General features: G+C 69.6%; 14 protein-coding genes and 1 pseudogene. 5 read left to right on the forward strand and 10 right to left on the reverse strand.

Annotated features, from left to right (window positions below; translation table 11 throughout):
- Nucleotides 1-10: 10 nt before the first annotated feature.
- The 3 genes from D7X30_RS38470 to D7X30_RS38480 form a co-directional block, all read right to left on the reverse strand.
- On the reverse strand, nucleotides 11-1,540 hold the full coding sequence (locus D7X30_RS38470) for an MlaD family protein (protein ID WP_120567960.1): 1,530 nt from the start codon (nucleotides 1,538-1,540) through the stop codon (nucleotides 11-13).
- Between the two features lie 119 nt (nucleotides 1,541-1,659).
- On the reverse strand, nucleotides 1,660-2,397 hold the full coding sequence (locus D7X30_RS38475) for an ABC transporter ATP-binding protein (protein ID WP_120567961.1): 738 nt from the start codon (nucleotides 2,395-2,397) through the stop codon (nucleotides 1,660-1,662).
- Nucleotides 2,398-2,450: 53 nt separating this feature from the next.
- Nucleotides 2,451-3,266, reverse strand: a complete 816-nt coding sequence (locus D7X30_RS38480; protein WP_120567962.1) for an ABC transporter permease — start codon at nucleotides 3,264-3,266, stop codon at nucleotides 2,451-2,453.
- Nucleotides 3,267-3,501: 235 nt separating this feature from the next.
- Between D7X30_RS38480 and D7X30_RS38485 the strand changes: the two genes are divergently transcribed.
- Genes D7X30_RS38485 through D7X30_RS38495 form a run of 3 tightly spaced genes read left to right on the forward strand, consistent with a single transcriptional unit; the run spans nucleotide 3,502 to nucleotide 6,335 of the window.
- Nucleotides 3,502-4,068, forward strand: a complete 567-nt coding sequence (locus D7X30_RS38485; protein ID WP_120567963.1) for a hypothetical protein — start codon at nucleotides 3,502-3,504, stop codon at nucleotides 4,066-4,068.
- Nucleotides 4,069-4,113: 45 nt separating this feature from the next.
- Nucleotides 4,114-5,499, forward strand: a complete 1,386-nt coding sequence (locus tag D7X30_RS38490) for a hypothetical protein (protein WP_120567964.1) — start codon at nucleotides 4,114-4,116, stop codon at nucleotides 5,497-5,499.
- Nucleotides 5,496-6,335, forward strand: a complete 840-nt coding sequence (locus tag D7X30_RS38495; protein WP_147443421.1) for a hypothetical protein — start codon at nucleotides 5,496-5,498, stop codon at nucleotides 6,333-6,335. Before D7X30_RS38490 ends, D7X30_RS38495 begins: the two co-directional genes overlap by 4 nt.
- A 9-nt stretch (nucleotides 6,336-6,344) precedes the next feature.
- Here the strand turns inward: D7X30_RS38495 and D7X30_RS38500 are convergent, their stop codons facing one another.
- From D7X30_RS38500 to D7X30_RS38525, 6 genes are read right to left on the reverse strand one after another with little or no spacing between them, the layout of a single operon-like run.
- Nucleotides 6,345-7,046, reverse strand: a complete 702-nt coding sequence (locus D7X30_RS38500) for an RluA family pseudouridine synthase (RefSeq protein WP_120567966.1) — start codon at nucleotides 7,044-7,046, stop codon at nucleotides 6,345-6,347.
- Complete coding sequence (locus tag D7X30_RS38505) at nucleotides 7,043-8,536, reverse strand: pitrilysin family protein (RefSeq protein ID WP_120567967.1); 1,494 nt, start codon at nucleotides 8,534-8,536, stop codon at nucleotides 7,043-7,045. The genes D7X30_RS38500 and D7X30_RS38505 overlap by 4 nt, the downstream gene beginning before the upstream one ends.
- A gap of 5 nt (nucleotides 8,537-8,541) precedes the next feature.
- The gene (locus tag D7X30_RS38510) at nucleotides 8,542-9,882 is read right to left on the reverse strand and encodes a pitrilysin family protein (protein WP_120567968.1); all 1,341 of its coding nucleotides are present in this window, start codon (nucleotides 9,880-9,882) and stop codon (nucleotides 8,542-8,544) included.
- Nucleotides 9,883-9,909: 27 nt separating this feature from the next.
- The gene (locus D7X30_RS38515; RefSeq protein ID WP_120567979.1) at nucleotides 9,910-10,569 is read right to left on the reverse strand and encodes a response regulator transcription factor; all 660 of its coding nucleotides are present in this window, start codon (nucleotides 10,567-10,569) and stop codon (nucleotides 9,910-9,912) included.
- A gap of 5 nt (nucleotides 10,570-10,574) precedes the next feature.
- Nucleotides 10,575-12,848 (reverse strand): serine/threonine-protein kinase, encoded by a 2,274-nt coding sequence (locus D7X30_RS38520; protein WP_120567969.1) that lies wholly within the window; start codon nucleotides 12,846-12,848, stop codon nucleotides 10,575-10,577.
- Complete coding sequence (locus tag D7X30_RS38525) at nucleotides 12,845-13,168, reverse strand: hypothetical protein (protein ID WP_120567970.1); 324 nt, start codon at nucleotides 13,166-13,168, stop codon at nucleotides 12,845-12,847. The genes D7X30_RS38520 and D7X30_RS38525 overlap by 4 nt, the downstream gene beginning before the upstream one ends.
- An 85-nt stretch (nucleotides 13,169-13,253) precedes the next feature.
- Here D7X30_RS38525 and D7X30_RS38530 point away from each other — a divergent pair, with 85 nt between their 5' ends.
- The gene (locus D7X30_RS38530) at nucleotides 13,254-14,951 is read left to right on the forward strand and encodes an HAD-IG family 5'-nucleotidase (protein WP_120567971.1); all 1,698 of its coding nucleotides are present in this window, start codon (nucleotides 13,254-13,256) and stop codon (nucleotides 14,949-14,951) included.
- 1 nt (nucleotide 14,952) lies between these two features.
- Here D7X30_RS38530 and D7X30_RS38535 read toward each other — a convergent pair whose 3' ends face one another.
- Nucleotides 14,953-15,735, reverse strand: a complete 783-nt coding sequence (locus D7X30_RS38535; protein WP_199724673.1) for a class I SAM-dependent methyltransferase — start codon at nucleotides 15,733-15,735, stop codon at nucleotides 14,953-14,955.
- Nucleotides 15,736-15,860: 125 nt separating this feature from the next.
- Here D7X30_RS38535 and D7X30_RS43300 point away from each other — a divergent pair.
- A pseudogene (locus tag D7X30_RS43300) lies at nucleotides 15,861-16,209 on the forward strand (hypothetical protein); the annotation flags it as partial.

A 16,209-nucleotide genomic window follows, 5' to 3' on the forward strand; every position in this document is an offset into this window, starting at 1 on the left:
GGACAACGGTCTAGAAGGTCGGGATGCCCGTGGTGGTGATGAGCGCCTTCAGGTCGTCGTCGGTGAAGAAGAAGCCCGCGCCGAAGAAGAAGTCGCGGCCGGCGATGAGGCGCCGGGTGGCCGCGTCGCGCTGCCTGGCGTTGAGGATGTCGTCCATGCCCGCCATGACGTACAGGTGGTCGAACGCCTGGGCCTTCAGCATGGCACGCAGGCGTGGGTAGCGCAGCTCGTCCGCGGTGAAGTTGAACGCGTCCATCTTCAAGGTCAGCACGTCGTCGAAGAGGTGCAGGTCCGCGCCCACGCCGCCCGTGGACTCAATGAGGCCCACGCGCAGGGTGGTGAAGTAGTAGCGCTTGGCGAACTGGAGGCTGACCTTGAAGGACTCCTTGGTCACCTTCTGCGTCTGGATGACCGGGTCCCCTTCCGACGGCGGGTTCGTCTGCACCACCTGCGTGCTGACGGAGCCGCGCGGGTCGTCGATGATCTCCAGCAGGTAGTACTTGTCCGGCTTGGGGATGAGCTTCAGCGTCAGGCCGTTCTTCGACGCGCCCTGGGACACCAGGTAGCTGCTGAACAGGCCCACCTCCGTCTGCAGGGTGCTGAGGCGGGTGGCGAACTCGCTGACGTCGGTGACGGCCTCGCTGAGGCGCTGGCCCAGCTGCTCGTCGGTCAGCAGCGCGCCCGCGGCGCCCTCGCCGTCCTTCACCTTGCGGGTGATGTCCTCCAGGTTGGCCAGGGTGTTGTCCAGCCGGCCCAGCGTCTGCTTGAGGCTGGAGACGCTATCCTTGAACTCCCCTTCCCCGCTGCCCACGATGTTCTTGACGGTGCCCAGCACCTCGCGGACGTCCTGGGTGATGCGCTCCACGTTGGTGACGATGCGCGTCACCTCCGCGCCGTTACCCTGGGTGATGGCGCGCACGTCGGAGGACACGCCCTCCACGTTCGCCATGATGGTGTCCAGGCGGTCCGTGTTGCGGCGCACCGTCGCGTCCACCGAGTCCGACAGGCGGACCAGGTTCTCGACGATGCGCTCCAGGGAGCCGGCGCCCTTCTCGCCGCCCAGCACCTCTCGCAGCGCGCCCGTCACCTGCTGGATGTCGGAGGTGATCTGCGACAGGGACTCGAAGACGGCCTCCACACCCTGGGTGTCGATGACGCGGCGGATCTGCCCGCCGTTCTCCAGCTCCGGCGCCTGCTCCGTGCCCGGGTTCAGGTCCAGCAGGTAGTCACCCAGCAGCGACTCCGAGCGCTTGGTGACCGCGGCGTCCTGGCGGATGTCCACGCCCTTGCGGATCTTCAGCCAGACCTTCGCGCGGGTGCCTTCCAGGCTGATGTCGCTGATCTCTCCCACGGGGATGCCGGCGATCTGCACGCGGCCGCGGACCGCCAGGCCGGACGCATCCCGGAAGTAGGCCCACACCTGGGTGGAGTCTCTGTCGCTCAGTCCGCCCTTCGTGGCGAACAACACGAACGTGATGAGGAACCCACCGGCGGCGAGGACCAGCAGGCCAACACGGAAGGGCGTGACGAGCTTCTTCACCTGATGTGACTCCGAGCGCTACCACCGGCCGCGCGCGACTCTAACGATTTGCATGCCGGGTGCCAGCTTTTCATGAAGGGCTGGAATCCTTGGGGGACCGCTTTCCCTACCCGAATATCCTAGTTCTTGCCGAACCACGTCTGGAGGAAGACCTGGACGGCCGGGTGCTGGGACTGCCGCAGCTTCTCCGGCGAGCCGTGCTCCACGATGACGCCCTTGGACAGGAAGGCGATCTGGTTGGCCACGTTGAAGGCGGACGCGATGTCGTGGCTGATGACCACGCTGGTGACGCCCAGCTCCTTCTGCGCGGTGAGGATCATGTCGTCCACGGAGTCCGTGGTGATGGGATCCAGGCCGGTGGTGGGCTCGTCGTAGAGGACGACCTTGGGGTCCAGCACCACGGCGCGCGCCAGGCCCACGCGCTTGCGCATGCCTCCGGACAGGTCCGCGGGGAAGCGGTCCTCCACCTCGCGCTTGAGGCCCATGAGCTCCAAGCGCTTCCTCACCTGGACGCGGATTTCGTCCTCGGACAGCTTGGTGTGCTGGCGCAGCGGAAAGGCGACGTTCTCGAACACCGTCATGGAGTCGAAGAGCGCGGCGGCCTGGAACACCATGCCGAAGCTGCGGCGCACCTGCTGCAGCCCCTCCACGCTCATGGGGACGATGTCCTGCCCGTCGATGATGACCTTGCCGCTGTCCGGCTTGAGCAGGCCGATCATGTGCTTCATCAACACCGTCTTGCCGGAGCCGGAGCCACCCAGGATGACGCAGGTGCTGCCCGCGGGCACGGTGAGGTTGATGCCGGTGAGGACCTTGTTCCCCGCGAACGTCTTGTGCAGGTCCACGATGTCGATCATGGCCCTCTCGGCTCCGGAAGCGGAGCCGGGCGGTGTCGGAGTCTGGGGGCCCATCAGTGCATCAACATGCCGACGATGAAGTCGAGGATGAAGATGGCCAGCGCGCTCGACACCATGGCCTCCGTGGTGGCCTGGCCCACGCCCTTGGCGCCGCCGGACGCGTTGAAGCCCTTGTAACAACAGATGAGGGCCACGGAGAGGCCGAAGATGGCGCCCTTGAGCAGGCCCTCGTAGATGTCCGCTGGCGCCATCCACTGCTGGGTGCGTGACAGGAACGTACCGGGGGAGATGCCCAGGCCGAAGACCGCGACCACGTAGGCGCCGCTCATGCCCGTGGTGTTGAAGAGCATGGTGAGCGCGGGGACCATGAACAGGCCCGCGAGCACCCGGGGCACCAGCAGGTACTGCACCGGGTTGACGGCCATGGTCTCCAGCGCGTCCACCTGCTCGGTGACCCGCATGGTGCCCAGCTCCGTGCACATGGCGGAGCCGGCGCGCATGGTGACCATCAGCGCGGCGAACACGGAGGCCAACTCACGCGTGAGCGTCAGCGCGACGGTGGGGCCCACCAGGCTCTCCGCGTCGAACAGGGCGAAGGCCGTGGACGTCTGGAGGGCGAACACCATGCCGGTGAAGGTGCCGGTGAGCCCCACGATGAAGATGGAGCCCACGCCCACGAAGTCCAGCTGGGTGAAGAGGTTGTTCAGCCGGAACGGGCGGCGCACGCTCCAGCGGAAGACGTCCAGGCCCAGGGCCACCACGCCGCCAATGCTGCTGATGACGTCGATGATGCCCTTGCCGAGGCCCTCCACCGACTGGATGAAGGCGCCGGTGAACCGGTTGGGTTTGCTGGGGGTCTCGGTGGTCATGCGTTCAGGCGGGCGACTCTACGTGCTCCGGACGGCGGCACAAGGGAACTGAGCGCGGGCCCATCCCACCCCCACCTCCATCGGCTGGTTGCCCGGGGGGCTCCCACGCGGCGCGCGGGTGGGATGCGATGGGGCTTCCTCCGCCTGGGGTCGGCCGTTATGTTGCGCGGCCCTCTTTACTTCCACGCCCGGCGCGCCCCTTCAGGGAGTTGCCGGGCCAGAGCGACACGACAGCATGGCTACTCAGAAGGTCGGCGGCGAGGTGGATGCCCAGTGCACCCGCTGCAAGATGAACCTGGCGCACACCATCCTCGCGATGGTCGGTCCGAAGATCGTGCGCGTCCGCTGCAACACGTGCGGCGGGGACCACGCGTTCCGCGGCGCGGCGGGCGTCACGGACCGTCCCACCAAGGCGGCCGCCACCCGCGCCCCGCGCGCCGCGTCTTCCGGCGGCACGACGCGCGCGGAGAAGGTGGTCATCTCCTTCGACGAGCAGTTGGCGGGCAAGGACCTCGCGAGCGCGCCCAAGTACAGCCCGAAGGACACCTACAAGGTCGACCAGGTGCTCCACCACCCGACGTTCGGCGTGGGACTGGTGACGGCGGTGCGCGGCGACAAGGTGGACCTCACCTTCCGCACGGACACCAAGACGCTGGTGCACGGCCGGGGCGGCGCTCCGACGGACAGGCCCGTCTTCAGTCCGCCGACGAACAAGCACACCGGACCCGCGGACAAGCCCCAGGCCGAGCTGCCTCCGGAGGAGGAGGCCGCTGCTGAGACTTCCCTGCCTTCCGGGGATTGACCCGGAGGCCGGAGCGGCGGTCAACTGGGACGCTGGGTTTCCCGTATGCGTCCGCCGCTCCATCTCGCTGTCTGCCTGCTGATGCTGGGTGCCGCCGTCGCACGGGCGGAACCGCCGGAGGTGGAGGCGACGCCCGGGCGCCTGGTGCTCGGGGAGGACGTGGCCGTGGAGGTGCGGGTGCGGGTGCCGAAGGGCGCCGGCCCCGTGCGCGCGGCGGCCTCTTCCGGCACCTGGGAGCAAACGCGGGTGGAGGGTGGCGCCGAGCGCGTCTTCCACTGGACGCCTCCGCCGGTGCGCTACCCGCTGTGGGCGGTGCTCGCGTTCTGGGTGGAGGACGGCCGCGCGCCGGAGGTCACCACCGTGCGGCTGCCCCTCTTGGGGCGCACCACGCTGGACGTGTCCACGGCGCCGGGCGCGGAGGTGGTGGTCGCGGTGGGCGACGCGCGCTTCGGTCCGGTGAAGGCTGACGGGAAAGGCCAGGCACAGGTGCCCGTGGAGGTTCCGCCGGGTGCCACGGAGGCGCGCGTGCTCGCGACCCGGGGCACGCTCACCACGGATCGCCGCGCGCCGCTGGAGGTGCCCGCCGCGCGTCCGCTCGTCGCCGCGCTCACGCCGGATCCGCTGCCCGCGGAGGGCGGTGGCTGGCTGATCATCGCGGGTGATCAGGAGCGGATCTCCGCCTCGGAGCTGACCGTGGAAGCGGAGGGCGCCACCGTGAAGCCGGTGGATCCGGAACCCGCTCGCTACACGGTGCAGCCGCGCGCGGCCACGACGGACGTATCCGTCACCGTGCGCTGGCGTGATGCGCCCGCCGAGGACGCGGTGCGGCTCCAGGGCGCGGTGAAGCCCGCGGAGGGGGTGCTCATCGACAGCTCCAACGTCTTCCCGGCGCACGGGGTCGCGGTCCCGGTGCCACGGACGTCGTTGTTCCTCCTGGGCGGCGCCGCGTTCGCGAGAGGCGCCAATGGTGGGCCGCTGCTGGGACTGGGCGTCTCCGTGCCGCTGCCGGTGTGGCACTGGCGCGTGGCGGCGGAGGCGGAGGTGGGCCTGCGTCACGCGAGCCTGGATGGACAGCAGGGTGGCACGGAGGTGCACTCGCGCCTGTGGGGGATTCCCCTGCTTTTGTCCGCGCGGATCACCCTTTTCCAGCGGGGTTCCCTTCAGCTGGACGGCCGTGCAGGCGGCGGAGTGCTGGCATTGAGCCATCACCTGTCGACGCAAGGCATTGAGACCGGGGACATCTTTCCTGACGCCGTGGATGAGCGCAGAGTGCGCGCCATGGGATTCCTGGCCGCGCAGGGCGCCTATCGGTTGGGCCGTTGGAGCATCCTCACGGAGGTGCGCGCGGCCCTGGCGCCGGTGGAGACACCGTCGCTGCGCGCCGAGCTGGGCGGCGTGTCCGTGTCCGCGGGGCTGAGGTTCGTTCCGTGATGCGAGCAAGCCTGGCCGCGGTGGGGATGGCGGCGCTGGCGTGGGCCTGCACGGGCGACCCGGAGGCGTTGCCTCCGCCCACCATCGTCGGCGTGGAGCCCTCGACGCTGCCGGTGAACACGAAGGACGAAGACCTCACCGTGCGGTTCGACGCGCGCTACAGCGTGGCCGTGGACTACGGCGAGGAGAAGGTGGATGCGCGCATGGGCTCCGGCCGCATCTGGGTGGACGAGAAGGAAGCAGCGGTGTCGCGCTTCGACCCGGCGGGTATCGCCATCGTGACGGTGCCCCGGGGTCTGGGCGCGGGCGCGCACGCGGTGCGGCTGCAGCTGGATGACGGGCGCGAGGCGGTGGCCAAAGGCGCCCTCACCCTGCGTCCTCCGGGACAGGAAATCATCGACCCGCCCCTCCCCGAGGACGGGGGCATCCTCATCCTCACCGACGCGGGGCCCATCTACAGCGACTTCGACGGCGGGGTCGACACCACGGATGGCGGCCAGCGGGTGGACGCAGGCCCCGGGCCGGATGTGCCGATGCGCGAGGGCGACGTCACGGGCTTCAGCTTCGACGAAATCGAAGGCACGCGTGTGAGCCGGACGGCCTTCGCCATCACTGTGCGCGCCCAGGGGCCGAGGGCCGGGCACTTCCAGGGCTCGGTGGAGCTGACCGCGTCGCGCGGCACGGTGTCGCCCTCCAAGATCGGCCCCTGCGACGTCGGCGTGTGCAACGCGAACGTCGTCCTGGACGCGCCCGCGGGCAACGTGCGCCTCACCGCGATGGACAGCTTCGGCGCGACCGGCGAGTCCAACACGTTCCGCCTGGAGCCGTACAAGTAGCGCCGAGCCTCACCCCGCCGCGCGCAGCAGCTCCAACGTGCGCTGCATGTCCGCGGGCAGCGGCGCATCCACTCCGCGCGCTGGCAACCCGGGCAGCGCGGGCCACTCCACGCGAGCGGCATGCAGCGGCGTCCGGGTCAGCACCTCCCGGGTCCCCTGCCCTCCCAGGTCGCCTTCCGTGAGCGGAGCCTCGCGGCCGTACTGGTGGTCCACGAGCAGCGGATGCCCCAGGGACAGCAGGTGCACGCGGATCTGATGCGTGCGGCCCGTCAGCGGCTCCGCCTCCACCAGCGAAGCGCTCGCGAAGGTCTCCACCGGACGCACCCGCGTGCGTGACGGCTTCGCGTCCGGCTCCTCCGGCTTCGCCACGCGCATGCGCCCCTTGCGGCCGGCCACCAGCGGCGCGTCCACCATCTGGGGCGCCTCCAGCCGGCCCTCCACCAGGGCGCGGTAGCGCTTGCGCACCTTGCCTGTCTCGAAGGCCTGGGACAGCGCGCGGTGCACGTCCGCGTCCAGCGCGAACACCAGCGCGCCGGACGTGTCGCGATCCAACCGGTGCACCACGTAGACCTTGCGGCCCAGGTGTGCTTCCAGCGTGTCACGCAGGGACGGGCCGCCCTCGCGGCCGGGGATGACGAGCACCCCGGCCGGCTTGTCCACCACCATCACGCCCGCGCCCTCGAAGAGGACGCGGGGAACGTCACCGCTCATTCGTAGTCCGACGCCGGCACGACGGTGATGGGGCCCAGCCCTTCCAGCAGCGGCTTCACCTCCGACGCCTTGCCCAGCACCACGATGACGGGGCGGTCCGCGAACGCGTACTTCTTCGACGCCGCGGCCACGTCCTTGGGCGTCACCGCGCGCAGCCGGTCGCGGAACTTCTCCACCCAGTCATCGCCCAGGCCGTGCATGCGCATGTCCGCGATGACGGAGGCCACGGACTCGTTGGTCTCCGTGCGCAGCGGATACAGGCCGGCCAGGTAGCTCTGCGCGTCCTTCAGCTCGCGGGGCTTGAGGCCGCCGTCGCGCACGCCGTGGATCTCCTTCAGCGCCACGTCGATGATCACCCGCGTGGACGCCGTCTTGGTGAACGTGGACAGCGCGAAGATGCCGGCCGCGCTCATCGTGTCGAAGTAGGAGCTGACGCCGTAGGTGAGGCCCCGGTTGACGCGGATCTCGTTCATCAGCCGCGACGTGAAGCCGCCGCCCAGCGCGATGTTCATCGCCGTGGCCGGGAAGTAGTCCTCGTGGCCCAGCCAGAAGCCGGGGCCGCCCAGGCGCACCTGGGACTGCGTCTGGTCCGGCTTGTCCACCAGCAGCACCGTCCCGGCCTTCGCCAGCGGCTCCTGCTTGCGGGGCAGCATCGGATCCGCGTCGGGGCCGCCCGTCCAGCCGGCGAAGGCGCGCTCGGCCTCCGCGGCCACGGTCGCCGGGTCGATGGCGCCCACCACCGTGAGCAGGGAGATCCTGGGCCCCATGCACTCGGCGTGGAAGCGGACCACGTCGTCGCGGGTGAAGGTGGACACGGTGCGCTTGTTGCCGCCCAGGTCGCGCCCGTACGGGTGGTCACCCCAGATGGCGCGCGTGAAGGCGCGGTCCGCGATGGAGGACGGATCATCCAGGTCGTTGGCGAACTGCGCCAGCGCGCGCTCCCGGGCGTCCACGACCTCCTTCTCCGGGAACGTGGGCTCGCGCACCACCTGCCCCAGCACGTCGAGCATCGCGGAGAAGTGCTCGGCCGGCGTGGTGAGGTAGACGGACAGCACGTCCTCGTTGACGCCCGCGTAGAGGCTGGCGCCCACGAACTCGATGGCTTCACTGATGCCATCCGCGTCCAGGCTCTTCGTGCCCCGGCGCAGCAGGCGCGCGGTGAAGTCCGCCAGGCCATCCTTGCCCTGCGGATCCCACACGCCACCCGCGCGCATCACCAGCCGCACGGAGACCAGCGGCAGCGGCCCGCGCTCGGCGGCGATGACCTTCAGGCCCGTGGACGTGGTGCTCTCATGCAGCGCGGGCAGCTTCAGCTCGCCGGTGGCGGCGGACTTCGTCTCCTGCGCGGCCTTCACCAGCTTCTTGGCTCGGGCCGGGACGGCCTTCTTCACCTGCGCGACCTTCTTGCGCGCGGCGGTGGCCTGCTTGCGCACGGCCTTGGCGGCCTTGCGGACGGTGTTCTTCACTTTGGCGATCTTTCGGGAGGCCATGGGGTTCAGGCCTCCGCCGCTTCGTCACCGGACTCTTCAGCGCCGGCTTCGGGATGGAGGGTGACCACCGAGCGGCGCTCGGGGGCGAAGTACTTCGCGGCCACGGTCTTCACCTGCTCCGCCGTGACGGACGCGTAGAAGGTCGGCAGGGACAGGCCCTCGCGCCAGTCGCCCAGCAGGGCCTCGTAGTGCCCCAGGGCGTGCCCACGGCCGCTGTTGGTGGACAGCTCCCGCAGGTGGTCCGCGCGCAGGTTGTTCTTCGCCTTCTGCAGCTCCTTCTCGGTGACGCCCCCGCGCGCCAGCTTCTCCAGCTCCGCGTACAGCAGGGCCTCCACCTTCGCCGCGTCCGAGTCCGGCTTGAGCTCCAGGTAGAACAGGATGGTCCCCGGGTCGATGCGCCAGCTCCAGTCGAGCATCACCGACACGGCGGCCTTCTGATCGTACACGAGGGACTTCACCAGCCGGCTGCCCTCGCCCTTGGTGAGGATGTACTGGACCACGTCCAGCACCAGCGTGTCCTCGTTGCTGGCGGCGGGCCCGCGGAAGCCGATCATCACGGACGGCGACTGCGCGGGGTGGCGCACCACTGCGCGGCGCTCGCCCTTCTGCTCCGGCTCCGCGTTGAGCACCGGCGCGGGCGAGGGGCCGCGCGGGATGTTGCCGTAGTAGCGCTTCACCAGCGCGAGCGTCTTCTTCGGGTCGATGTCCCCGACGATGTAGAGCACCGCGTTGTTGGGCGCGTAGTACGTGCGGAAGTACTGCTGGCAGTCCTCGCGGGTGATGTTCTCGATGTCCGCCATCCACCCGATGACGGGCCAGCGGTACGCGTGCGCCTTGTAGACGAGCGTGCCCAGCTCCTCGTCCATCATGCCGGGGATTTCATTGTCCACGCGGACGCGGCGCTCCTCCATCACGACCTGGCGCTCGCTGGCCAGCGTCTGGTCGGAGATGCGCAGCGAGCGCATCCGGTCCGACTCCAGGTCGAGCACCGTCTCCAGCGCGTCGGCGCTGAAGTCGTCGTAGTACACGGTCATGTCATTGGACGTGTACGCGTTGGAGCGGCCGCCGTTGGACTCCAGCGTCTTGTCGAACATCTTGGGGCCGTACTTCTTCGCCCCGTTGAACATCATGTGTTCGAACAGGTGGCTGATGCCGGTGATGCCGGGCCGCTCGTTGCGGCTGCCTACCTGGAAGAAGGTGTAGAGGCTGACCACCGGGGCCTGATGGTTCGCCAGCAGGCGGACCTTGAGACCGTTGGGCAGGGTTGCCTCGTGAACGTCGAAGAGCGCGGCGAGCGTGGGGTCCACCGCGCGCACGGCGGTGGACCGCGGGGATGCCTTGGACATAGGTGCCACACCGTAACCACGGCGCGGCTAGAGATCCACGACACCTTCACGCAGGGCCATCACCACCGCGTCCACGTGGGAGTTGACGCCCATCTTCCGGTAGATATGCGACAGGTGCGTGCGCACCGTGCGCCGCTCCAGCGTCATCACCCGCCCCACCTCCGCGTTGGACAGGCCCTTGGCCACGTAGCGAAGGACGTCCAGCTCCATGGCCGTCAGTCCCCAGGGCAGCTCGGCGGGCTTCTGGACGGGCTTGGACTGGACGGATTGGAAGTAGTTCCAGAAGCGCCGGGCGATGATGGGCTCCAGCACGGTGCCCCCGTCCATGACCTCCTGGATGCCGGAGCGGATCTTCTCCGGCCCCACCCGCTTCACCAGGTAGCCGGACGCGCCGGCCTGGATGGCCTCGTAGACCTTCTGCTCGTCCTCGAAGGACGTGAGGATGAGGATCTCCACCTCTGGCGCGCGGCGCTTGACCTTCTGGGTCACCTGGATGCCGTTGAGGCTCGGGAGCTCCAGGTCCAGCAGGACGAGCTGCGGGCGCTCGCGGACGATGTCGTCCACCGCCTGCTCGCCATCCTGGGAGGTGCCCACGATCTCCAGCTCCGGAAAGGTGCCCAGCACCTTGACCAGGTTGCGAAGGAGCTGGGGCTGGTCCTCGACGACGAAGATGCGCGTGCGCTCCACGAAACTCACCGCCTGGTGGGGGGAGGCTGGAACTGTTCGTCCAGCTTCTGATGCTGGCCCCGCGAGAAGCGGAGCTGGAAGTCCTTCTGCTCGCCGGTGGAGATGGCCACCACGCGGATGTCGCGAGTGCCCATGCGGACCGGGTAGTTCACGAGCGGCGTCGCGCGACGCACCTTCGCCCCGTCGATGAAGACATTCGCCGGCAGGTTCGTGCGCAGCGTGAGGAACGCACGCTGGTTCTTGGGAGGAACGCCGGGCTCGGCGGTCTCCTCCTCCGCGTCCTCGTCCTCGATGTCCCGCGCACCCGGGTTGGGTGGCGGCGCGGGCGGTGGAGGCGTGATGGGCTTCAGCGCGGACGGGTTCGCGGGGGTGCCGTTCGCCGAGGGCGCGTTCGGGTCGTAGCGGGGCAGCTCCGGTTCCCGCACCGGCTCCAGGCCCAGCCGCCACGCGGCGACGGCGAACATGAACAGGCCCACCAGGGCGATGCCGCCAGCGATGAAGAGCAGCCGCTTGCGGCGGGTGCCGGCGTCCACCGCGTCCATGCGCGGCGTCTCCACCGTGTCGAAGCGCTGGTGCACCGGCAGGTGCCGGTCCGACGGCGCGGGCTCCGCCATGTCGCTTCGCACGCGGCCTTCCGCCTTCGGAGGGGCCATGCGGCGCTCCGAGCGGGGCTCGGGGGGAAGGGCCTCGGTGGGTTCGGCGCGGCCCCGGCGCTCCTGGCGGGGCACCCCCGCGTCGGCGGCAACGGGGGCCGGCGAAGGCGCTCCACCGACAGAAGGAAGGACCGCTGTCTCCTGGCCGGGAGCCCTGCCTCCGGCTCCCTTCGCGGGGCGCAGGGCCGGGCGCTTCGTCGGTTCTTCTTCCGCGCCCACGGGCTGGCCGGGACGCATGGCGGCGCGGCGGCCGGTGGGCACGGGCGGTTCGTCATCCCCGAGGGCCGGGCCGGGGCGCATGGCGGCGCGGCGGCCGGTGGGCACGGGCGGTTCGTCGTCCCCGAGGGCCGGGCCGGAGAAGTCCTCGATGACCTTCACACGAGGATTGCGTCCCGCGCGCGCTGACGCCGGACTGTCCGGGCGGCGGGACTTCTGCGCGAGGACTCCGGGCGGCGCGTCCCAGCCCTGCTCCAGCGGCCCCGCGTGCGAAGGGTCGGTGCTCCGCGCTTCGCTCGCCGGCCAGGGCTCGTCGTCATCAGGCGCGTCGGACGCGTAGGCCTCGGGGCGGAACTCCTCGAAGCCGGGCGCGGCCTCCTGCGTCTCGGCGGACGCCTCCCGTTCCGAGGGCGCGCGGCTGTACGGCGCGCGCTGGACGATGGAGGCCTCGTGCTCCTCCGCGTGCAGGTCGTCCATCTCCGCGCCGGAGACGGGCTCCAGTTGGAAGGGCTCCACGAACGGCACGGGCCCGGGGGCGGCGAGGCTCACCTCGTTGGGGAACAGCTCCGACACGAAGCGCGACACCTCCTCCGCGCCGGGCAGGCCGCCACCCGCGGAGAGGAAGTTGCGCAGGGCCTGGGCGAACTCTCCGCACGAGCGGAAGCGCCGCTGGGGCGCCGGATCCAACGCGCGCATGATCGCCGGATCCAGCCGCGAGTTGATCCGCCGGTCCAACCGGCTGGGCGGAGGCAGCGTCTCGCGGCGGGTGCTCACGCCGCTGCCGGGCACCACGGCCTCGCGCAGCGTGAGCAGCTCGTACGCGATGGCGCCCAGCGAATACACGTCGGACGCCTCCGTGGGCGTCTCGCCGCGGGTGACCTCCGGTGCCCGGTACGCGCTGCGGCCCCGGTGCGCGAACGTGCGCTTGAGCTGGGGCACGGACAGGAGCGCCTGGAGCGCGCCGAAGTCGCAGATGGCCGGGAAGCCGTCGCGGGACAGGAGCACGTTGCCAGGGGTGATGGCCCCATGGACGACACCCGCGTCGTGCGCGAGCTGCACGGTCTCCAACAGCTGGATGACGATGGACAGCGCCACCGTGGGCGGCAGCAGCACCTCCTTCGTGTTGAGGCGCTGGAGCGCGACGCCCAGCGTGAAGCCGTCCACGTCCTCGCGCACCACGGCGAGCCGCTGGCGCACGAAGCCCACGTCCACGACGTGGAGGAGGCCCGGGTGGCGCACGGGCTGGAGCATCCGCACCGTCTCCGCCAGCGCGCGGGCGTAGGCGGGGTCGGAGGTGCGCGGCAGGAAGAGCTTCACCGCGACGGGGATGGAGGGCAGCAGCACGGACTCGTACAGCTCCGCGAGGTCCCCTGCCTCCGTACGGCCGGTGAGCCGGTACGTCCCGCTCATCGTTGCTTCCGGGGCGCCTTGGGCGTGCTGGCGCGGCGGCGGGTCACTGCGGCGAACATGAAGCCACACCACACGCACGACTCACCGCGCCGTCCACGGGGCAGCTCCAGGGTGCAGCCGGGGCAGCGAGGCCGGGGCCTGGCGGTGCGAACGGTGGCGGCGGAGGCGCTGGCGCGGGTGCGGACGAGGGGCGGCTTGCGAGCCTCCAGGGCGAGCCGGGCCTCCAGACGGCGCACCCGGTCCTCCAGCGCGGTGATTCGAGCGGCCAGGCGCGCGTGGAGGTCCTCGGCCGAGGCCGGGGATGGACGTGGGGTGCGCATCGTTGGACAGAGCGTGCCAGCCCCGTGCAAAGCCCGCAAGGACGCGGGCGAAGGGCATGCGGCGCGTGTTATGTCTTGAGGTCCCGTGTCGCCCATACTCTCCCCTGCCAGGCCCATCCCGGGCGGACCCTCCGTGGATCCGCTGCACGGGAGCTTCCGTTCCTCCATCCGCCGCGAGCACGCCGCCGACGCGGCCCGCCGTGCGAGGGACCTGCTCACCGACGACGTGCTCGGCCGGCTGCTCACCACGCCGCGTGAGGCGGCGGACCAGGTGCCGCATTCGCGGGACGTGTTCGTCAACCGCAACCTGCGCATGGACCACATCGAACTCATCGGGTTCGACATGGACTACACGCTGGCCATCTACCACATGCGCCGGCTGGAGCAGCTGTCGTTCGACATGACGCTCGCGAAGCTGATCAGCGAGTACGGCTACCCGCCGTTCGTGGGCGGACTGCTCTACGACCACCACTTCGTGATGCGCGGGCTGGCGGTGGACCGCGTGAATGGCAACGTCCTGAAGATGGACCGCTTCGGCCATGTGGGGCGCGCGTACCACGGCCTGCGTCCGCTGAAGCGCGACGCGTGGAAGGAGCTGTACCGCAACAAGCGCGTGCGGCTGCGCAACCCGCAGTTCGCGTGGAACGACACGCTCTTCGCGTTGCCGGAGACGTGCCTGTACTCGGGCATCATCGAGTTGATGGAGTCGCTGGGGCACACCGTGAACTACGGCAAGCTCTACGATGACATCCGGGAAGCCATCGACACGGTGCACCGGGACAACTCGCTCAAGCGGGAGATCCGCAAGGACCTGGCGCGCTACGTGTTCCTGGATCCGGAGCTGGGTCCGGCGTTGCACAAGCTGCGTTCGGGCGGGAAGAAGTTGTTCCTGCTGACGAACTCCGCGTGGGACTACACGAACGCGGTGATGCGCTACCTGTTGGAAGGGCAGCTGCCGGAGTACCCCAGCTGGCGCAACTACTTCGACTTCGTGGTGACGGCAGCGGGCAAGCCGGCCTTCTTCACGGAGGCCCGGCCGTTCCTGGAGCTGGATTCATCCACGGAGGCCGGCAAGGTCGTGGGTGAGGCGAAGTCGCTGGAGCGCGGCACGGTGTACTCGGGCGGCAACCTGGCCCAGTTCGAGGAGTTCACCGGCTACCGGGGCGAGCACATCCTCTACGTGGGAGACCACATCTACGGCGACATCCTGAAGTCGAAGAAGTCGTCGCTGTGGCGCACGTGCATGATCGTCCAGGAGATTGAAGACGAGATCACCTACACGGACACGCGGCGCGAGGAGATCGTCACGCTGTCGGAGGTGGAGCTGACGCGCGCGCGGCTGGACGACGAGGTGAACCACCGCAAGACGGTGCTGAACACCCTGGAGCGCAGGCTGGAGCGAGAGGCGCTGTCGGAGCCGGAGCGCCAGGAGGTCGAGGAACTGCGCAAGAAGGTGAAGGCGGAGTTGGAGAAGCTGCGCCGGTCGCTGAAGGAGACCAACGGCATCGCGAATACGCTGGAGCGCGACGTCGAGGAGGGCTTCAACCCGTACTGGGGCCTGCTGTTCAAGGAGGGCAACGAGAACAGCCGCTTCGGCTACCAGGTGGAGCAGTACGCGTGTCTCTACACGAGCCGCGTGTCGAACTTCCTGCACCACTCGCCCATGCAGTACTACCGCTCGCCGCGCGACCTGATGGCGCACGAACAGGCGGGCGCGCTGTCGAGCAAGATGTCCCCCATGGGCAGTGAGGGTCCGCCGAAGGGGTCGTCGGAGAAGGAATAGCTCAAGGCAGCGCGGGCAGCCTCCCCCAGATGACGTCACTGAAGCGCGAGGTGGGCTCCGGTTGGATGCCCACCTTCTTCAGGTCGTCGGTGTGGCGGGCGCCCTTCACGACGACCCACCGGCGAGCGACACGCCTCCCCTCCTCCACCGCTTCAAGAGTGAGGGGAGCGTGCTCCGCGAAGCGGCGCAGGACATCGAAGGCAGGCTGAGCCTTCTTCGGCTTGGCGAACATCGGGTCGAAGAAGACGACGTCGAAGGACCTCGAAGGCAGTGTCTTCAGGTACGCGTGAGCATCCGCGTGGAGCACTTCGATGGCGCACGAGTCCGCGCCCCGGTCGTAGCGCTGGAGCCCCTCCGCGGCGACGATGCACAGGGGCAGGCTCTTCTCCAGGCCAACGACACGGCCCGTGGGCCCCACGGCGAGCGAAGCCACCAGGGCGTCTTGCGCGAGTCCCAGGGTGCAGTCGAGCACGGCGTCGCCCGGAACAATCTCCGCGACCTTGAGGAACGCGTCATCGCGCTGTCCCTGCCGCAGCCGCATGCGCCGCAGGTGCGCCATACCCGCGTGGAAGCCGAATGAGCCCTGCGGCTCCCACAGCGTCACGCCGTCGCCGCCCACGACGAGCAACGCATCCACCTTGGTGCCCAGCCAGGGCGCGATGCCCTCACTGGAGCGGCGCGGAAGGAACGGCAGGTTCCACCGCTGCGCCACGGCCCGCGCCTCGCGCACCGTGGGCGCATCCGTCTTCGTGCTGGTGGTGACGGCGAGGGGAAGCGGAGTCATCGAGAACACGCTCCCATACCATGGGCCCCATGAACTTTCGGCCCTGGATATCCCTGCTCTTGGGAGCATTCACTGGAGGCTGCGCTGCTGCACCGCTCGCGACCTGCACTCCTGCGGACTCCACCATGAGTTGCTGCATCAAGACGCACCCGCTGAGTCCCGTCGACAGCTGCGGTGCATCGGAGGCAGAGACGGTTGCCGCACTCACCGTCTTGAGAACAGCCTACGAAGCGTCACGCCTGAGCGAGGACGACTTCGCGAATAACGCCCACCTGCCTGAATGGCAGCAGGCCTGCATTCGCAGCTACGTCGACTGCAAGAACCAGGGTTGGAAGGGCCGCTGCTATTACTACTTGATCAGATGCGTGACGGCCCTCGAGGAGGAGCGCGAGCGCCGAGTCTGCGGAGGCACATTGGACAATGGCCGAGGCGGCGCAGCAGTAGATGCTGAAGCCGTCGGCGCACCTGGGGCAG

This window comes from Corallococcus sp. AB011P (genome assembly GCF_003611605.1).
Lineage (GTDB): Bacteria > Myxococcota > Myxococcia > Myxococcales > Myxococcaceae > Corallococcus > Corallococcus coralloides.

What these genes read in the sequence shown, in the direction of transcription:
- D7X30_RS38535 (WP_199724673.1), bottom strand. Translation starts at nt 15,735, where the DNA reads ATGACTCCGCTTCCCCTCGCCGTCACCACCAGCACGAAGACGGATGCG.
- D7X30_RS38475 (WP_120567961.1), bottom strand. Translation starts at nt 2,397, where the DNA reads ATGATCGACATCGTGGACCTGCACAAGACGTTCGCGGGGAACAAGGTC.
- D7X30_RS38525 (WP_120567970.1), bottom strand. Translation starts at nt 13,168, where the DNA reads ATGCGCACCCCACGTCCATCCCCGGCCTCGGCCGAGGACCTCCACGCG.
- D7X30_RS38505 (WP_120567967.1), bottom strand. Translation starts at nt 8,536, where the DNA reads ATGGCCTCCCGAAAGATCGCCAAAGTGAAGAACACCGTCCGCAAGGCC.
- D7X30_RS38480 (WP_120567962.1), bottom strand. Translation starts at nt 3,266, where the DNA reads ATGACCACCGAGACCCCCAGCAAACCCAACCGGTTCACCGGCGCCTTC.
- D7X30_RS38520 (WP_120567969.1), bottom strand. Translation starts at nt 12,848, where the DNA reads ATGAGCGGGACGTACCGGCTCACCGGCCGTACGGAGGCAGGGGACCTC.
- D7X30_RS38490 (WP_120567964.1), top strand. Translation starts at nt 4,114, where the DNA reads ATGCGTCCGCCGCTCCATCTCGCTGTCTGCCTGCTGATGCTGGGTGCC.
- D7X30_RS38500 (WP_120567966.1), bottom strand. Translation starts at nt 7,046, where the DNA reads ATGAGCGGTGACGTTCCCCGCGTCCTCTTCGAGGGCGCGGGCGTGATG.
- D7X30_RS38485 (WP_120567963.1), top strand. Translation starts at nt 3,502, where the DNA reads ATGGCTACTCAGAAGGTCGGCGGCGAGGTGGATGCCCAGTGCACCCGC.
- D7X30_RS38510 (WP_120567968.1), bottom strand. Translation starts at nt 9,882, where the DNA reads ATGTCCAAGGCATCCCCGCGGTCCACCGCCGTGCGCGCGGTGGACCCC.